The organism is Flavobacterium pokkalii (genome assembly GCF_014596575.1).
GTDB classification, from domain to species: domain Bacteria; phylum Bacteroidota; class Bacteroidia; order Flavobacteriales; family Flavobacteriaceae; genus Flavobacterium; species Flavobacterium pokkalii.
Genome location: NZ_NASZ01000004.1, coordinates 206,129 through 221,076, shown reverse-complemented (window position 1 = coordinate 221,076; position 14,948 = coordinate 206,129). Strand labels below are relative to the sequence as shown.

The window sequence follows — 14,948 nt, the reverse complement described above, 5'->3', positions numbered from 1 at the left end:
TGGAGATTATTTTATCAATTTATTTAGCATACCTTGAAAAATAAATCCGTGAAAAGGCAAAACAGAGTACCAATACAATTTTCCTAAAAATCCTCTGGGTTTGAATGTTGCCGATTGATACAAGGTATTTCCAATGATTTTAAATTCGAGCCAGGCTTCACCCGGAAGTTTCATTTCGGCAAATAAAATTAGTTTTCCTTCTTCTTTGTTTGCATACAAAACCCGCCAAAAATCCAATACATCACCAGAGTGAATGGAATTTCTGTTGGTTCGTCCTCTTCGTAACCCCACACCTCCAAATAATTTATCGATAAAGCCTCGGATGTTCCACAGCCAATCGCCATAATACCAACCGGTTTCTCCGCCAATAGACCAAATTTGATTGATTGTATAATCACGGTTTATAATTTCCATTTTTCGTCTGTCAATGAAACAGTCTTTTTTAGGGACTTTTAAAAATTCGGAGATGTTTTTTTTAAACCTTCCGCTAACTAAGGAATCTTTCCAGCTCGATGCTACCTGATCTTCTTTTACTTTTAGCAGGGCTTTTGATAAGGCCATTTCGTAAGTTATGGGTTGAATGTTTAATAGTTTATTGATTTTGGAATCTTTACAAACTACTTCTACTTTCATACTGCTGACTAAGGCAGTGGCTAATTTGTAAGATGTTGAAGTAACAAAATACAGCCAGTAAGAAGATAATTTAGGGGTCATAACCGGAACGGTAAAAATCCAGCGACGGAGGTTTTTTGCTTTGGCAAAACCTAGCAACATTTCTTTGTAAGTGAGAATATCAGGTCCGCCAATATCAAAACTCTGATTGTAGGTAAGCGGATTTAATAGTGATTTGGATAAAAATTCTAAGACATCCGTTATGGCAATAGGCTGGCATTTGGTATTGAGCCATTTGGGTGTAATCATCACAGTGAGTTTGTTGACTAAATCCCGAATAATTTCGAATGAAGCGCTGCCGGAGCCTACAATAATTCCAGCTCTTAAGGCTGTTAAAGCAAAAGTTCCCGTGCCTAAAATAGTCTCTACGTTTTTTCGGGAAGATAAATGTTTAGAAAGTGTGTTGTCATTTACAATTCCGGTGAGGTAAATTACCTGTTGAGTATTGGTTTGATTGATTCGTTCTACAAAATTTTTAGCCGAAATACTTTCTAATTCATCATAATTATCAGATGAGCTGGACATGGAATGGATGAGGTAATAGACTGCATCGATGTTGTTTGGAATTTGCGTTAATGTTTCTTTTTTTAGAAAATCAATTTCAATTATTTCTACTTTGTGCTGTAATTCATCCGGACAGTAAAACCTGTTTCTGTCTCTCACACAGCATACTACATCGTGACCTTGTTGAACCAAAATAGGTAAAAGTCGTTTGCCAATATAACCTGTAGCACCTGTTAAGAGAATTTTCATTTTTTTATATTTTAAAGCTAACGATGCCGTAATCCATTTCAAATACTTGACCCGAAATAGATTTGGCTTTATCTGAAATTAAAAAATCAGCCATTTCAGCTACTTCTGTTGGTTTTAAATAGGCTTTCATAGGATGTCGTTCCATCATGTTGTCTTTCATCTTTTCATTTCGCAAAATGCTTGCTGAAAGTGATGTTTCAGTAATAGTTGGGGCAATAGCATTAATTCTTACAGAGGTGGCTAATTCGGCAGCTAGACTTTTTGCTAAGCCTTCAATTCCTGCTTTTGCAGTTGCAATACTGGCATGAAACGGCATTCCTAATTTGCTTGCTACAGTACTAAATAATAGTATTGAAGGATTTTTTCCTTTTTTTAAGTCCGGTAAAAAATGCTGAATCGATTTTACAGCTCCAATAACATTTATTTCAAAATCATTTCTAAAATCATCCAGACTTAAATTCCCTATTGGTTTTAAATTTATAGAACCCGGACAATAAATTAAGGTATCAATAGTTTCGATTTTTGGTAATGAATTGTGCAGTATATCGGCAGTATAATGTTTAAGATTTGCATGTGAAATATCGGGCGTTGTTCTACTGATATTATGAACACAATTAGTTTCTAATTGTTGTTTTACAATAGCATTTCCAATTCCTTTACTGCCTCCTATAATTACAATAGTTCTCATTTTCAGATTTTTAAATGGAATAAATTTGATTTAGTTTTTATTATATAAAGATAACAAATTGTTTAATTATTTTTTGTTAATGTTAAACAAAATATCTTTGTATCTTTGAATAAGAACTAAAATGATTCTGATGAAAAAGAATGTTTTAATAACGGGAGGAACTGGCTTTGTAGGCAAACATTTAACGGCAATGTTGGTTGCTCATGGTTTTTCAGTATCTATTTTAAGTCGAAAAAAACAACCTGATACCGATGATGTTTCTTTTTATTTATGGGATTTAGAAAAGCAAACTATTGCTTCCGAAGCTATTGAAAAAGCCGATTTTGTCATTCATTTGGCAGGAGAAAGTATTGCTCAAAAGCGTTGGACAAACAAAAGAAAAGAATCTATTTTATCCAGCAGAGTGGCGTCAGCGCAATTGCTTTATACAGCTTTGCAAAAAAAGAATCACAAAGTAACTGCTTTTATTTCAGCTTCGGCGGTGGGGATTTACGGAGCTGTAAACGGAAAGGAAATTTGTACTGAAGAAATGCCGCCTGCCGACGATTTTTTAGGCTTGAGCTGTCAAAAATGGGAAGCAGCCGTGCAACAGTTTGAAGATTTGGGCATTCGCACAGTGAGGATTCGAACCGGATTAGTCTTGGGAGAAAACGAAGGTTTGTTAAAACAATTAAGTAATGTTTTTAAATTGAAATTAGGTGCTGTTTTAGGATCCGGAAAACAATTTATGCCTTGGATTCACATTGATGATTTGTGTCGGATTTATTTAGAAGCAATCATAAATTCAGAGATGAACGGGGCTTATAATGCCGCTATTACTGATGATACTAACAATAAAATATTTTCGAAAGTTTTAGCCGGGATTTATAATTATAAAATTTGGTTACCCAATGTTCCTGCTTTTTTGATAAAATTAGCTTTGGGTGAAATGGCGAAACTGGTTCTTACAGGAAGAAGAATTTCCAATGTAAAAATAAAAGCATCCGGGTTTAAATTTCAATTTGAAAATCTGGAAATCGCCTTGCGTGATTGTCTAGGGAAATAAGCGGTTTTTATCAGATTATTGTAAAATATAATTCACATTTACTGTTACGGTTTCAGCAATTTTTGGTTTGATAATTTTAGGGATGCTAATGTTGAAATCTTCCGGAGACAGGATAAAATCAGCGTTTAATTCCAGATTATTTCCTGTTTTTTGGATAATAACCGGGACTGTAATTTCTTTGGTTACTCCATGTAAAGTCAGGGTTCCGCTAACATCATATTTTTGTCCTTTTGCATTTGTTTTGTTAACATCAAAATCTTTAATTTTTCCTTTAAAAATGGCTTTTGGATACTTACTGCTTTCGATAAAATTTTCATTAAAATGTTCTTCCATCAGAGCAACTTTAAAATGAAAGCCTCTCATGAGAGCCAGGCTGGCTATTTCTCCGGTTTTAGTGTCCATAATACAGCTAACGGTAGTATTACTTGCTTTTACTTCTTCAAATGACGGAACAGAAGCTTCAAAAGTAATACGGCCTGTTTTAGTTATTTTTTTGTCCTGCGGAAAAACAGTTGTTTTTCCCAAAAAAAGAAATGCGGCGATAAGGAATAAAAGTCTCATTTGTATTATTCTACGTAACCATTGTTTTTCCAGGTAATAAATTTGTCTATGGTAGCCTGAGGTAATCGGGTACCGTCCTTAGGCATCATATTAGTGTTTCCTTGTGGGAGCGAAATTCTGTCGATTAGTCCGTTGCTTTCTACTGCCGTTTTAACTTTTGCATAAGTATTTAAAGATATTGGTGCATTGTTAGTTGGAGTGCTGCCATGACAGGAAATACAATTGCTTGAGATAACAAGACTAATTGTATTAGTATACGTTACAGTTGTAGGGGTAGGATTCGGATCTGGATCCGGATTTGGATTTGGGTCTGAACCGGGATCTGAATCACCGCCTGATGAACAACTACTCAATAACAACACCATTGCTATTGAGAAAAATTTTAAAATTGTTCTCATGACTTTTGTATTTATATTTTAAGTAAATTTACTAAATATTTCTTTTTAAATATTTAAAAATCAGTAGATTGTTTGTTTTGTTTTTACGATTATGAAAAAAAAAGTAAGCATAGGAATATTGGTTTTATTGCTGTTTTTGGTTGCAACTTATTTGTATGTTTATAAGGAACATCGGGATATTGCAACTGAAAAGGAAAGTTATGCGGTGGATGTGAAAACTCTTTTTGATGCTTATCAAAACAATGAAACCGATGCTGATGCAAAATATTTAAATAAAACGATAGTCGTTAGCGGCGAAGTTAGTTTGCTAAATCCCGAAACTCATTCGGTTGTTTTAAATCAAAAGTTATTTGCTGTATTTACTGACACCTTACCGTCTGAAGTAACAATCAAATCCAATGTGAAAATTAAAGGTCGTCTTATTGGATATGATTCTCTTTTGGAACAGCTTAAAATGGATCAATGTATAATTTTAAACTAGTTTAAAGATGAAGATAAAATGTGCATTTCTGGTTTTCTTTTTCCCTTTATTTCTTTTGGCTCAAAATGATTTGTTAAAAGAAATTGATACTCCGTCAATGGAAAATACTACGGAACTTTCGGCTTTTAAGGCTTTAAAAATTGTAAATTTTGAAACAACTAAAGTTATCGGGAAAGGAGATTTTTATTTGATAATTTCCCATCGTTTTGATTATCTGGATAAGGGATTTGAAGATTTTTTTGGTTTAGACGGGGCTTTTACCCAAATTAAATTTGCTTATGGTGTAAGTGATAAAGTAACGGTTCAGGCTGCCCGAAGCGGATTTCAGAAGACTTATGATTTGGGCGTGAAATGGTTATTGGCAAATCAAAAAAGTGATGGTTTTCCGTTGGCAGTGGCTTTTTTCAATAGTATTGCCGCCAATACAGAATTGGATAAAGATAATTATCCTTCACTTGAATTTCAGGATCGTTTGAGTTATGTGAGTCAGTTATTGATTTCAAGAAAGTTCACGGATAATTTTTCACTGGAAATGGCGCCCACTTTTTTCTACGAAAATTTTCTTGTAGAAGTTTTAGATGAAAACAATAATGTAATTACACCTAATCCGCAGGATAAAGCGCAATTTGCTTTAGGAATGGGAGGAAGGTATAAATTGTCCAAAAGATTCTCTCTAAATCTGGATTATGGTGTTCATTTAAACCGGGCATCTCAGTCGGTTTTCAAAAACCCGTTGTCTGTTGGTATGGACATTGATACCGGCGGTCATATTTTTCAAATTCTTTTTACTAATGCAAGAGCGATGCACGAAGCCGGTTTCTTAGGACATACTACGGGAGACTGGGGGAAAGGAGAGATTTCTTTTGGGTTTAACCTGATAAGAGTTTTTTAAGTTCTTTATTGTAAAGTGCAATTCACATTTACATTTACCGTTTTAGAAATTTTACTGCGAACTATAAAAGGGATTTCTATTTTGAAATCATCGGTGTTCAAACTAAAATCCGATTGAATGACAATGTTGTTTTCGGGAGTTTTGGAGATTTTTACCATTACGCGGATATTTTTTGTAACGCCATGCATATTCATGCGTCCTTTGATGATGTGTTCGGTAGGAATGGCATTAATTTTGGCGATAGAAAATTTTTCTATTTGACCTTTAAAAGTTGCTTTTGGGTATTTTTTACTTTCCATATAATTAGCATTAAAATGGTCTTCCATTAAGCTTCTTTCAAAATGAAAATTTTTAATACCCGCAACAAAATTAATAGTACCGTTTTTACTGTTCAAAAAAGCAAAAACCTTATTGTTTTTGGCTTCAACAGCTTCATAGAAAGGAACCGATGCTTCAAAAGTAATGATGCCATTAGTTGTCATTTTTTTATCCTGAGCAACTATTGGAACAATGAAAAAAAAGGAAAAAAGGAGTAGAATTTTTTTCATGGCAGCATTAATTTTTCTACTTAAAGTTAGAAAAAAAAGTGAAAAAATCCTAATAAAACTGCGACTAAGATTGGGTAGAATATCGTTTTTTTATTGCTTTTTATCCGAAATACAAAAGGAGATTTAGATATAAAATAAAAACCGTTTTCATTTAGTAAAGATTAATGAAAACGGTTTGAGATTATTCGCTGAGGTCGTGGTCTTTTTTGGCCCGGGCCAGGATACTTTCGGGTAGTGCTTTTTTGGCTTTGGCACCCATTTTTTTGAGTTTTTCAACCCGATTGATGAGGTTTCCGCTGCCTTCAACCAGTTTGTTCATCGCACCACTGTATTCCACTTTGGTTTCGTCTATTTTTTTACCTATTTTGATTAAATCGCCAACGAAACCTTCAAATTTATCGTATAAAGCTCCCGCCTGACGGGCAATTTCAAAGGCATTTTCCTGTTGTTTCTGATTCGTCCACATGCTGTCGATAGTGCGTAAAGTAGCCAGTAAAGTAGCCGGAGTCACGATGACAATATTTTTTTCGAAAGCTTTGTTGTACAGACTTACATCTTCATTTAACGCAATCGCAAAAGCAGGTTCAATCGGGATGAAAAGTAATACAAAATCAGGACTTTCAATTTGGTACAAATCCTGATAGTTTTTATTGCCTAATTGTTCTACATGACGTTTGATTGAATTGACATGTTCTTTTAAAAACGAATTTTTATTTTCGTCGTCGTCTTCATTGATGTATTTTTCATAAGCGGTCAGCGAAACTTTCGAATCGACAATCATTTTTTTGCCGTCGGGCAAATTAATCACCACGTCGGGCATCACGCGATTTCCTTCATCGGTGGTAAAACTTTGCTGTACTTCGTATTCGCGTCCTTTTTCTAATCCTGATTTTTCTAAAACACGTTCCAAAACTAATTCGCCCCAGTTTCCCTGCATCTTACTGTCGCCTTTCAATGCTTTTGTCAAATTCAGGGTTTCCTTGCTCATTTGAATGTTCATTTCGCGTAAGCCTAAAATTTGTTGGCGCAAAGCCGCATGATAATCGATACTTTCTTTGTGTGTGTCTTCGACTTTCTTTTCAAATAATTGAATTTTATCCTGAAGCGGCGTCAGAATGTTTTTCAGGTTTTCTTTATTTTGTTCGGTAAATTTATTCGACTTCTCGTCCAGAATTTTATTGGCTAAATTTTCGAATTCTTTAGTGAATTTTTCCTGTAATTTTTCTACTTCGTCTTTTTGCTCTTTGTTGCGTTCCCAAAGATTTTCAAAATCCACTTCTTTTTTAGAAAGCTGAATTGCCAGACTGTCTTTTTCAGTTCGAATGACTTCTTTTTCCTGATTGCTGATTTCTAATTGTTTTTCGAATTTGATTTTTTCATTCGAAAATTGTTCTTTGTATTGTTCTAATTGAGTGGTTAGCGCGATTAATTTTTCTTCTAAAGCGATTTTTTCCGATTGAAAACGAGCGGAAAAAATAAGTTTTCCAATAAAAATACCAATGGCAAGCGCAATGATAAACGAGATTAAAAAAGGAAGCATATTGAACATAAGTGCGTTTTATAAATGTTGAAAGCAAAAATAAAGATTAATGCCGACTTAGCGGTTTTTTTATTTGGTTCACAAAAGCTTTTTTTTATGCTTTTTTCACGCAACCTTTTTTATTTTTTTACTCTAATAAGTATCAGTCAGCTAGTGGTATGGGAAAAATTAAGTTGTCTTTTGGGTTTGTGATGGTACTTTTTTTAGGATGCTGTTCCTCAAAAAATGAGTTGGACACAGCACAAAGCCGTCTGGCTGTAATTGGGATCTGGTATTGGCAGCAATCCAGCGGCGGCATTAGCGGAAACGAATTAATTACACCCGAAAGTACCGGTGTAGTTATAAAATTGGTTTTTGGAGCGAATAAAAAAGTAACCGTTTTTACGAATGATATGGAGACCGGAAATTATCCCTATACTATTAAAACCGGCAAAAGTATTTTTGATAATCAGGAACATTATTTACTGAATTTTAACGAGATGAATTATGTAATTCGATATATTGATAAGAGCGAAATGAGTATTCAGGACAATTTTGCCGATGGTTATATTTTAACCTATGTCCGATAATTTAAAATAAGAATGTTTTAAATTTGTTAACATTAAATTGTTTTTAAGCCTTATTTTTTGAAAGAACCAATAGACCATTATATTCGAAAATGTATCGAAAATGATAGAGGAGGACAACAGAAAATTTATCAGTTGTTTGCTCCTGTATTGTATGGTCTGTGCCTGAAATATATGAAAAATGAAGAGGATGCTAAAGATGTTTTTCAGGAAGCTTTTGTGATTGCTTTTCAAAAAATGGAGCAATACCGTTTTGAGGGAAGTTTTGAAGGCTGGCTGAAACGTATTTTTATCAACAAACTCATTGAGACTTTGAATAAGAGAAAAAAGAATGTTTTGCTGACAGATGAAATGTATTCGGAAGAAATGATTGATGAAGACGAAGAAACTGAACGTTTTTTAATTCCGCAGGAACAATTATTAGCATGCATTCAACAATTACCCGATCAATACCGATTGGTTTTTAACCTGTATTATTTTGAGAAAATGAAACACAAAGAAATTGCCAGTGTACTGAATATTTCGGAAGGCACTTCCAAGTCAAATTTGAACCGTGCTAAAAGTAATTTGCAAAAGCAAATTAGTGCCATCAGAGCTTTGAAACAAATAGATTAATGAAAAGGATTGGCTTCAGGCCACGTTTATAAAGAACTTATGAAAAAAGATGATATAGAGAAACTATTTTCTTCTTTGGAAGATTTTTCCAAAAACCCTCCTGATGATTTGTGGAAAGGGATTGAGGAAAAATTAGCTTCTTCCGAAAAGAAAAAGGGCTTTGCTTTTTGGTGGCCGGTTGCTGCTAGTTTCCTAATTGGTTTAGGACTTTTGGCTACTTTTTATTCAGACAAAGGACATTCACTGCAAAATATTCCGGTGCAGCATGAAAATGGAGTAGTGAATCAATCCAAAGGAACTCAATCGGAAGAGAATGAAGACAGCTTAGTGAATAAGGAATCAAAACCGGAAATTTTAAAAGGAGTAGTAAGCAATAAAAATAAAGAAGAGCAGCAGACAGTTCAAAAAAACAGCGTTGTAAGTGCAAATCAAAATCCAATTTTACAATCTAATCAAAAAGCAGTATCAGGGATTTCAAAAGCGGCAGCTACTATTAAAGAGGATAAAAGTAAATCATTAATATCATCAAAATCAGAGGGGAATTTAACAGATAAAACACCAATTGCAACTAAAAATATCGCTGAAACTACTGTTCCCGATTCTAAAATAAAAGAAAATCCAATTGCCGCTAAGACGGAAGAAAACGCTTTGGAGACTATCGCTCAAGAGCAGCAAAAGAAAGAAAAAACAACTTCGGCCGAGGAGAAATGGTCGTTGCAGTTATTTGCCGGAATTAATAGTTCGCAAAATGTAAGAAATCAAAAGTCTTTAGGAAATACTATTGAATCTCAAACCGGATACAATTATGGGGTGAAAACCAATTATAAATTCAATCGTCGTTGGGCGGTGAGAGCCGGAGTAAAGGTAAGCGAACTTGGGCAACAGTTAGCAAATGTTTCTTATGTGAATTCGGCGAAAAGTTTAGTGAATGTTTCTAAAATTCCGTTTTCGCCACAACCTAAGGAGAAGCACAACATTGTGAATAATCCGAATTATTTATTTATTCCTCAGCAGCCCAATCAGCCACAAAATACCTTAAGCGCTACCTTTTATGAAACAGCCAATTTATCCCAAAGAATGCAGTATTTAGAACTGCCTTTGGAGGTTTCTTATGCTATTTTAAATAAAGGAAAAGCCCGCATTAATTTGAATACCGGAGGATTTGTAGGTACGGTAATTTCTAATGAAGTTTTATTGAATAATAATGCCATCGGTAAAAATTCGGATGTGAATGAAATGGTTTTTGGAACGGTTTTAAGCAGTACGTTGCAATATGAATTGTACAAAAAGACCAAGGTTTTTGTAGAACCGGGAGTGAATTATTATTCGCAGCCTGTTCAAAATCAAAATTTCAATCAATTACAATTGAATTTTAATTTCGGTTTGAATATTTCTTTTTAGGTTTTTTGTCTGAATTTATTTTGAGTCGAATTCGCTTCGAAATGTTTTAGCGCTGCTTTCATTTTGTTTATTTTTGCGCAAATTTTACTTCAGAGCATGTCGCATCAGCATTTTATTCTTCACAAACCTTATGGTTATCTGAGTCAGTTTATTTATGAATTGAAGCGAAAGAAAAAACTATTGGGAGAATTGTACCCTTTTCCGGAAGGAACGATGGCCATTGGTCGCTTAGACGAAGATTCGGAAGGATTGCTATTGCTGACAACCGACGGAAAAATGAGTGAATATGTTCGTTCCAAAAAAGTGGAAAAAGAATATTATGTTCAGGTGGATGGACAAATAACTCAGGAAGCAATTGATGAGCTAAAAAAAGGCGTTAAAATTGGTTTCAACGGAAAAAAATACCTCACCAAACCCTGCGAAGCCAGATTGTTAGATGAAATTCCCGATTTTGGTCCCCGAGGAAAAAAAATCAGAGACGAACGTCACGGGCCTACATCCTGGGCTTCCATTACTATTAGCGAAGGAAAGTTCCGTCAGGTGCGAAAAATGACTTCGGCTGTTGGATTTCCTACGTTGCGTTTGGTGCGTGTGAGAGTTGGCAATGTATATCTGAATCATTTAAAAGCCGGAGAAGTAATTGAAGTAGAAAATTTCAATATCAAATAACCCAATAAACAAATCAAAATAATGCTTAATATCGTTTTAGTAGAGCCTGAAATTCCAAATAATACCGGAAATATTGGTCGTTTGTGTGTAGGAACCGAAAGTCGTTTGCATTTGATTCATCCTTTTGGTTTTGTGATAAATGACAAAAATTTAAAACGTTCGGGTTTGGATTATTGGGTGTATCTGGATGTGACTGAATATCAAAATGTATCCGAATGGCTGGAGCAGATTCCGGATCAATCCAGAGTTTTTTTGATGAGTTCACATGCCGAAAAATCGTATTTGGAAAATAAATTTCAGGACGGTGACTGGTTGGTTTTTGGTAAAGAAAGTGTGGGTTTGAGTAAAGATTTTTTGGCTTTATTTCCACAAGAAAATCAACTGACGATTCCAATGTCTAATAAAATCAGAAGTTTTAATATTGCTAATTCAGTGGCTTTTGTGGTTGGCGAAGCTAAGCGACAGTTGGCTCTAAACAGCATTTAAATTTTTCAAAGCTATAAAAAAGAAAAGAGGAAGTGTTGCTTCCTCTTTTTTTTTACCTGTTATTCCCGTGCGACAAAACCACTTAAAGTGATGTAAGTGTTGCCGTTATCGGGATTGTGATAAATATTATATTTTGTTGGATAATTTCCGGGTTTTTGGAAAAATTCCGGTTGGGAATAATCGTTGTAACTGTCCATTTTAGAGAGCAAATGTTCCAATGTAATCATTGGTTCTATAAATACAACATTACCATCATAAGAACCGTAAATCATAATTTTGGTGAAAGGTAAAAAGTCGGGTAAATTAACCGGTAACCAGTGTTTACCCATTTGCGGCTCGGCAGTGGCATCACCGGGCGGAGTAAAATAATCGGCAGGCATGTATCCTTGCGGTGGATAATTATTGAATGCGGCATCAGTTTCTTCAGACCAGGCCGGAATAGCCATTTGCTCAGCTACCGAAATCATGTAAAAGTGAATGTCAAAATGAGGAACGTCAAAAACGCCTTCCGGAATATGTCCGTGCGGATTCCAGTTGAGTCCTATGTGGTTGAATGGCGTAAGTTGTTTGGCTTTCAGATGTAAAGGAACAATGATTGTCGAGTGGTCTGCAGGGATTTTTTTGTCATCTTCATCAGTAAGATTTTTAAAAGCTTCGGCGGTCATTTCCAGGCCAATTTCGTTGGGATTACCACTTTGAGTAACGCTTATCCAGGAACGGACTTTTCCATAACCCAGCCGGACTTCCGGACCTTTAAAAACAAGTAGTTTTTCGGAATTAACTTTTCCGGAAAGTAATAAGGTCGAATTAGCTTCTAAATCACTGTTCGTCATTTCGTCTGAACTACAGGCAAAAAGTGCAAGCAAAGCTCCAAAAGCAATCGTTTTTTTGGACAGAGTAAACAAATTTTCCATGATTAAAGAATTTAAATGATTATTTAATGATGTAGATAAGTTTAGCTTTGGAGCAAAAAGAAAGAGAATAAAAGTACGATTTTTTTAAAATAAATCGCTGGTTTTTAGTGGTTTAATTTTTTTAAATTTGAAAAAATTAACTAATTACAAACTTCCCTTTTGTAGCATCAAAAACAATGTGTTCGTCTTTGAATAAGCTGTTAAAACTTCCTTTGGAAATTAAATTGCAGGGTTGATCCTGAACGACAGTTTCGGGTGTCATAATAATCATTTCATCACTTAATTGGATCGCCAAATCGATGTCATGCGTTGAAAAAAGGATGCATTTTTGGGTTTCCTTCGTGAGTTTTTTCAGGAGTTTGAATAAGGCCACTTTGTGCAATAAATCCAAATGAGTGGTTGGCTCGTCTAAGATAATGAGTGGTGTGTCCTGAGCAAGTGCCCGGGCAACTAAGACTTTTTGCAGCTGGCCGTCACTAATTTCAAAATGTTTTTTGGAAGCCAAGTGTTCGATTTGCGTAAGCACTAAGGCTTCGTTGACTTTGGTAATATCTTCTTCGGTTAAAGTGCCAATCCAATTGGTGTAAGGCTGTCTTCCTAAAGCGACCAATTCAAAAACGCTTAAATTGCTTGGAGGCAATTTCTCGGTTAAAACCAAACTTAAATTTTTGGCTAAGGCCAAAGTATTCATGTGGTGAATGTCTTTTTCGTTCAAAAAAACAGTGCCCGAAATGGTTTTTTGAATGCCGGTGATAGTTCGTAATAAAGTTGATTTTCCAATCCCATTTGCACCAATTAAAGCGACTAATTTGCCTTTTTCTAAAGTCAAATCAATACCCGAAGCTACAATGTTTTGCTCTTTTTTATGAGCATATCCAATGCTTATTTGTTTGGCCTGTAATATGATATTGGAAGTATTCATAAATTATTCGGCTAATGAAAATTGAGAATCATAGAGGTTTTTATAGTAACCGGATTCTTTGTTTATTAATTCATGATGCGTTCCTTCCTCAACGATTAATCCTTTGTCCATTACAACAATTTTATTAGCATTGACTATGGTTGCCAGTCGGTGTGCAATAACGATAGAAGTTCTTCCTTTGGTAATGGTTTCGGTGGCGCGCTGAATTAATTCTTCGGAATAAGTGTCAATAGAAGAAGTAGCTTCGTCCAGAATTAAAATACTCGGATTGCTCACATAAGCTCTTAAAAAAGCAATCAGCTGACGTTGTCCAGACGATAGCATGACTCCGCGTTCTTTGACATCAAAATCATAATTGTCGGGCAGACTCATGATAAAATTATGTACGCCAATTTCTTTTGCTGCAGCATAAACCTGCTCTTTCGTAATATCGGGATTGTTTAAAGTGATGTTGTTGTAAATGGTATCGGCAAAAAGAAACACATCCTGAAGTACAATGGCAATTTGTTTTCGAAGCGAACTCAGTGTATAATGGTCAATATTAACATTGTCAATACTGATACTTCCGCTTTTGATTTCATAAAAACGATTCAATAGGTTGATAATGGTTGATTTTCCGGCACCAGTTGACCCCACGATGGCAATAGTTTCTCCGGGATTTACACTTAAATCAATTCCTTTGATGACTTCTTCTTTGTCAATATAACTAAAACGAACGTCTTTAAAAGTAATAGCACCTTTAAAAACAGGAGCTTCAATAGTTCCGGTATCCTGGATTTGGTCTTGTTTATCAATGATTTCAAAAACACGATTGGCAGCAATCATTCCCAGTTGCATCTCGTTGAATTTATCCGCAATCTGACGTAACGGGTTGAACAACATACTGATGAACATGGTATAAGAGAACAAATCTCCAAAAGTGGTAAAATGATCGCCATTTAAGATTTTGATACCGCCGTACAACACTACAAATCCAAGAGTTAATGACGAAATAATATCAGCAATCGGGAAAAAGATGGAGTTGTACAAAATGGTTTTTATCCAGGCATTTTGATGTTTTTCGTTGATTTCTTTGAATTTTTTGGATTCAATTTCTTCGCGGTTAAAGAGTTGTACAATCTTCATTCCCGTTACTCTTTCCTGAACAAAGGTGTTCATATTGGCAATTTGGGTGCGTACTTCTTCAAAAGCAATTTGCATTTTACCTTGGAAAATTCGGGTTACAAATACCAGAATAGGCATTGCAATAATGACAATCCAGGTGAGTTTCCAGTTCATGTAAAACATAAAAATAAGTACCACAAGCATTTTCATCAGGTCACTTATAATCATGAATAAACCCTGGCTAAAAATTCTTGCAATCGACTCAATATCAGAAACTGAGCGGGTAACTAATTGTCCAACCGGTACCAAATCAAAATATTTCATTCGGAAACTCAAAATGTGTTTGAACAATTTGATTCGAATGTCTTTTACAATATCCTGTCCCAGCCAGTTGGCCCAATACACAAAATAAAATTGGGAAAAAACTTCTAATAAAAGTACGATTCCCATTAAACTAATGTAGAGCAAAAGTCCCGGAGCATCTTCGGTTTGAATATAGCTGTCAACAGTTTGTTTTAATAAATACGGACGTAAAGCAGCAAAAACAGATAAGGAAACAGCAAATATAACCACACCATTAAAACGCCATTGATAGGGTTTGGTATATTGCAATATTCGCTTGAATAATCGGGTGTCAAATACTTTTGCTTTCATTTGTTTTGTTTTAGTTCTTAGTTTATAGTCCTTAGTCCT

General features: G+C 35.0%; 17 protein-coding genes. 8 read left to right on the top strand and 9 right to left on the bottom strand.

The annotated features are described in order from the left end of the window. Positions 1-6 precede the first annotated feature (6 nt). A complete protein-coding gene (locus B6A10_RS05160) occupies positions 7-1,425 on the bottom strand; it encodes an SDR family oxidoreductase (protein ID WP_188219974.1) in 1,419 nt (472 codons plus the stop codon). A gap of 4 nt (positions 1,426-1,429) precedes the next feature. Further along, the gene (locus B6A10_RS05155; protein WP_188219973.1) at positions 1,430-2,113 is read right to left on the bottom strand and encodes an SDR family NAD(P)-dependent oxidoreductase; all 684 of its coding nucleotides are present in this window, start codon (positions 2,111-2,113) and stop codon (positions 1,430-1,432) included. Positions 2,114-2,243: 130 nt separating this feature from the next. Here B6A10_RS05155 and B6A10_RS05150 point away from each other — a divergent pair, with 130 nt between their 5' ends. Next, positions 2,244-3,158, top strand: a complete 915-nt coding sequence (locus B6A10_RS05150; RefSeq protein WP_188219972.1) for a TIGR01777 family oxidoreductase — start codon at positions 2,244-2,246, stop codon at positions 3,156-3,158. Positions 3,159-3,173: 15 nt separating this feature from the next. Here the strand turns inward: B6A10_RS05150 and B6A10_RS05145 are convergent, their stop codons facing one another. Beyond that, positions 3,174-3,719: a YceI family protein gene (locus B6A10_RS05145; RefSeq protein WP_188219971.1), complete on the bottom strand. Its 546-nt coding sequence runs from the start codon at positions 3,717-3,719 to the stop codon at positions 3,174-3,176. 5 nt (positions 3,720-3,724) lie between these two features. Then, a complete protein-coding gene (locus tag B6A10_RS05140; protein ID WP_188219970.1) occupies positions 3,725-4,117 on the bottom strand; it encodes a cytochrome c in 393 nt (130 codons plus the stop codon). A gap of 91 nt (positions 4,118-4,208) precedes the next feature. Between B6A10_RS05140 and B6A10_RS05135 the strand changes: the two genes are divergently transcribed. Next, positions 4,209-4,598, top strand: coding sequence for an OB-fold protein (locus B6A10_RS05135; protein WP_188219969.1), 390 nt, complete (start codon positions 4,209-4,211; stop codon positions 4,596-4,598). Positions 4,599-4,605: 7 nt separating this feature from the next. Then, positions 4,606-5,490: a DUF5777 family beta-barrel protein gene (locus tag B6A10_RS05130; protein WP_055093548.1), complete on the top strand. Its 885-nt coding sequence runs from the start codon at positions 4,606-4,608 to the stop codon at positions 5,488-5,490. Positions 5,491-5,495: 5 nt separating this feature from the next. Here B6A10_RS05130 and B6A10_RS05125 read toward each other — a convergent pair whose 3' ends face one another. Together B6A10_RS05125 and rmuC are read right to left on the bottom strand one after the other, a co-directional pair. After that, entirely contained in the window at positions 5,496-6,038 is a 543-nt protein-coding gene (locus B6A10_RS05125) for a YceI family protein (protein WP_188219968.1), read from the bottom strand. A 181-nt stretch (positions 6,039-6,219) separates the two neighbouring features. Then, positions 6,220-7,587, bottom strand: coding sequence for a DNA recombination protein RmuC (rmuC, locus tag B6A10_RS05120; RefSeq protein ID WP_188219967.1), 1,368 nt, complete (start codon positions 7,585-7,587; stop codon positions 6,220-6,222). Positions 7,588-7,736: 149 nt separating this feature from the next. On the opposite strand from rmuC, the gene B6A10_RS05115 reads away from it, so the two are divergent. The 5 genes from B6A10_RS05115 (at position 7,737) to B6A10_RS05095 (ending at position 11,315) form a co-directional block, all read left to right on the top strand. After that, the gene (locus B6A10_RS05115) at positions 7,737-8,147 is read left to right on the top strand and encodes a hypothetical protein (RefSeq protein ID WP_188219966.1); all 411 of its coding nucleotides are present in this window, start codon (positions 7,737-7,739) and stop codon (positions 8,145-8,147) included. A 57-nt stretch (positions 8,148-8,204) separates the two neighbouring features. After that, positions 8,205-8,759 carry an RNA polymerase sigma factor gene (locus B6A10_RS05110; protein WP_188219965.1) on the top strand — a complete coding sequence of 185 codons (555 nt, stop codon included), beginning with the start codon at positions 8,205-8,207 and terminating at the stop codon, positions 8,757-8,759. A 39-nt stretch (positions 8,760-8,798) separates the two neighbouring features. After that, positions 8,799-10,160, top strand: coding sequence for an outer membrane beta-barrel protein (locus B6A10_RS05105; RefSeq protein ID WP_188219964.1), 1,362 nt, complete (start codon positions 8,799-8,801; stop codon positions 10,158-10,160). Positions 10,161-10,256: 96 nt separating this feature from the next. Further along, positions 10,257-10,829, top strand: coding sequence for a pseudouridine synthase (locus B6A10_RS05100; protein ID WP_055093535.1), 573 nt, complete (start codon positions 10,257-10,259; stop codon positions 10,827-10,829). Between the two features lie 21 nt (positions 10,830-10,850). After that, positions 10,851-11,315: a tRNA (cytidine(34)-2'-O)-methyltransferase gene (locus B6A10_RS05095; RefSeq protein WP_188219963.1), complete on the top strand. Its 465-nt coding sequence runs from the start codon at positions 10,851-10,853 to the stop codon at positions 11,313-11,315. A 59-nt stretch (positions 11,316-11,374) separates the two neighbouring features. Here B6A10_RS05095 and B6A10_RS05090 read toward each other — a convergent pair whose 3' ends face one another. The 3 genes from B6A10_RS05090 to B6A10_RS05080 all read right to left on the bottom strand — a co-directional run bounded on the left by B6A10_RS05090 (position 11,375) and on the right by B6A10_RS05080 (position 14,909). Further along, a complete protein-coding gene (locus B6A10_RS05090) occupies positions 11,375-12,229 on the bottom strand; it encodes a DUF5602 domain-containing protein (protein WP_055093531.1) in 855 nt (284 codons plus the stop codon). Between the two features lie 136 nt (positions 12,230-12,365). Continuing rightward, complete coding sequence (locus B6A10_RS05085) at positions 12,366-13,151, bottom strand: ABC transporter ATP-binding protein (RefSeq protein ID WP_188219962.1); 786 nt, start codon at positions 13,149-13,151, stop codon at positions 12,366-12,368. Between the two features lie 3 nt (positions 13,152-13,154). Next, positions 13,155-14,909 (bottom strand): ABC transporter ATP-binding protein, encoded by a 1,755-nt coding sequence (locus B6A10_RS05080; protein ID WP_188219961.1) that lies wholly within the window; start codon positions 14,907-14,909, stop codon positions 13,155-13,157. Positions 14,910-14,948: the final 39 nt, after the last annotated feature.

Coding starts and splice junctions, on each gene's coding strand:
- B6A10_RS05090 (WP_055093531.1), bottom strand. CDS start 12,229: ATGGAAAATTTGTTTACTCTGTCCAAAAAAACGATTGCTTTTGGAGCT.
- rmuC (WP_188219967.1), bottom strand. CDS start 7,587: ATGTTCAATATGCTTCCTTTTTTAATCTCGTTTATCATTGCGCTTGCC.
- B6A10_RS05150 (WP_188219972.1), top strand. CDS start 2,244: ATGAAAAAGAATGTTTTAATAACGGGAGGAACTGGCTTTGTAGGCAAA.
- B6A10_RS05135 (WP_188219969.1), top strand. CDS start 4,209: ATGAAAAAAAAAGTAAGCATAGGAATATTGGTTTTATTGCTGTTTTTG.
- B6A10_RS05080 (WP_188219961.1), bottom strand. CDS start 14,909: ATGAAAGCAAAAGTATTTGACACCCGATTATTCAAGCGAATATTGCAA.
- B6A10_RS05160 (WP_188219974.1), bottom strand. CDS start 1,425: ATGAAAATTCTCTTAACAGGTGCTACAGGTTATATTGGCAAACGACTT.
- B6A10_RS05125 (WP_188219968.1), bottom strand. CDS start 6,038: ATGAAAAAAATTCTACTCCTTTTTTCCTTTTTTTTCATTGTTCCAATA.
- B6A10_RS05095 (WP_188219963.1), top strand. CDS start 10,851: ATGCTTAATATCGTTTTAGTAGAGCCTGAAATTCCAAATAATACCGGA.
- B6A10_RS05145 (WP_188219971.1), bottom strand. CDS start 3,719: ATGAGACTTTTATTCCTTATCGCCGCATTTCTTTTTTTGGGAAAAACA.
- B6A10_RS05140 (WP_188219970.1), bottom strand. CDS start 4,117: ATGAGAACAATTTTAAAATTTTTCTCAATAGCAATGGTGTTGTTATTG.
- B6A10_RS05155 (WP_188219973.1), bottom strand. CDS start 2,113: ATGAGAACTATTGTAATTATAGGAGGCAGTAAAGGAATTGGAAATGCT.
- B6A10_RS05085 (WP_188219962.1), bottom strand. CDS start 13,151: ATGAATACTTCCAATATCATATTACAGGCCAAACAAATAAGCATTGGA.
- B6A10_RS05130 (WP_055093548.1), top strand. CDS start 4,606: ATGAAGATAAAATGTGCATTTCTGGTTTTCTTTTTCCCTTTATTTCTT.
- B6A10_RS05100 (WP_055093535.1), top strand. CDS start 10,257: ATGTCGCATCAGCATTTTATTCTTCACAAACCTTATGGTTATCTGAGT.
- B6A10_RS05105 (WP_188219964.1), top strand. CDS start 8,799: ATGAAAAAAGATGATATAGAGAAACTATTTTCTTCTTTGGAAGATTTT.
- B6A10_RS05115 (WP_188219966.1), top strand. CDS start 7,737: ATGGGAAAAATTAAGTTGTCTTTTGGGTTTGTGATGGTACTTTTTTTA.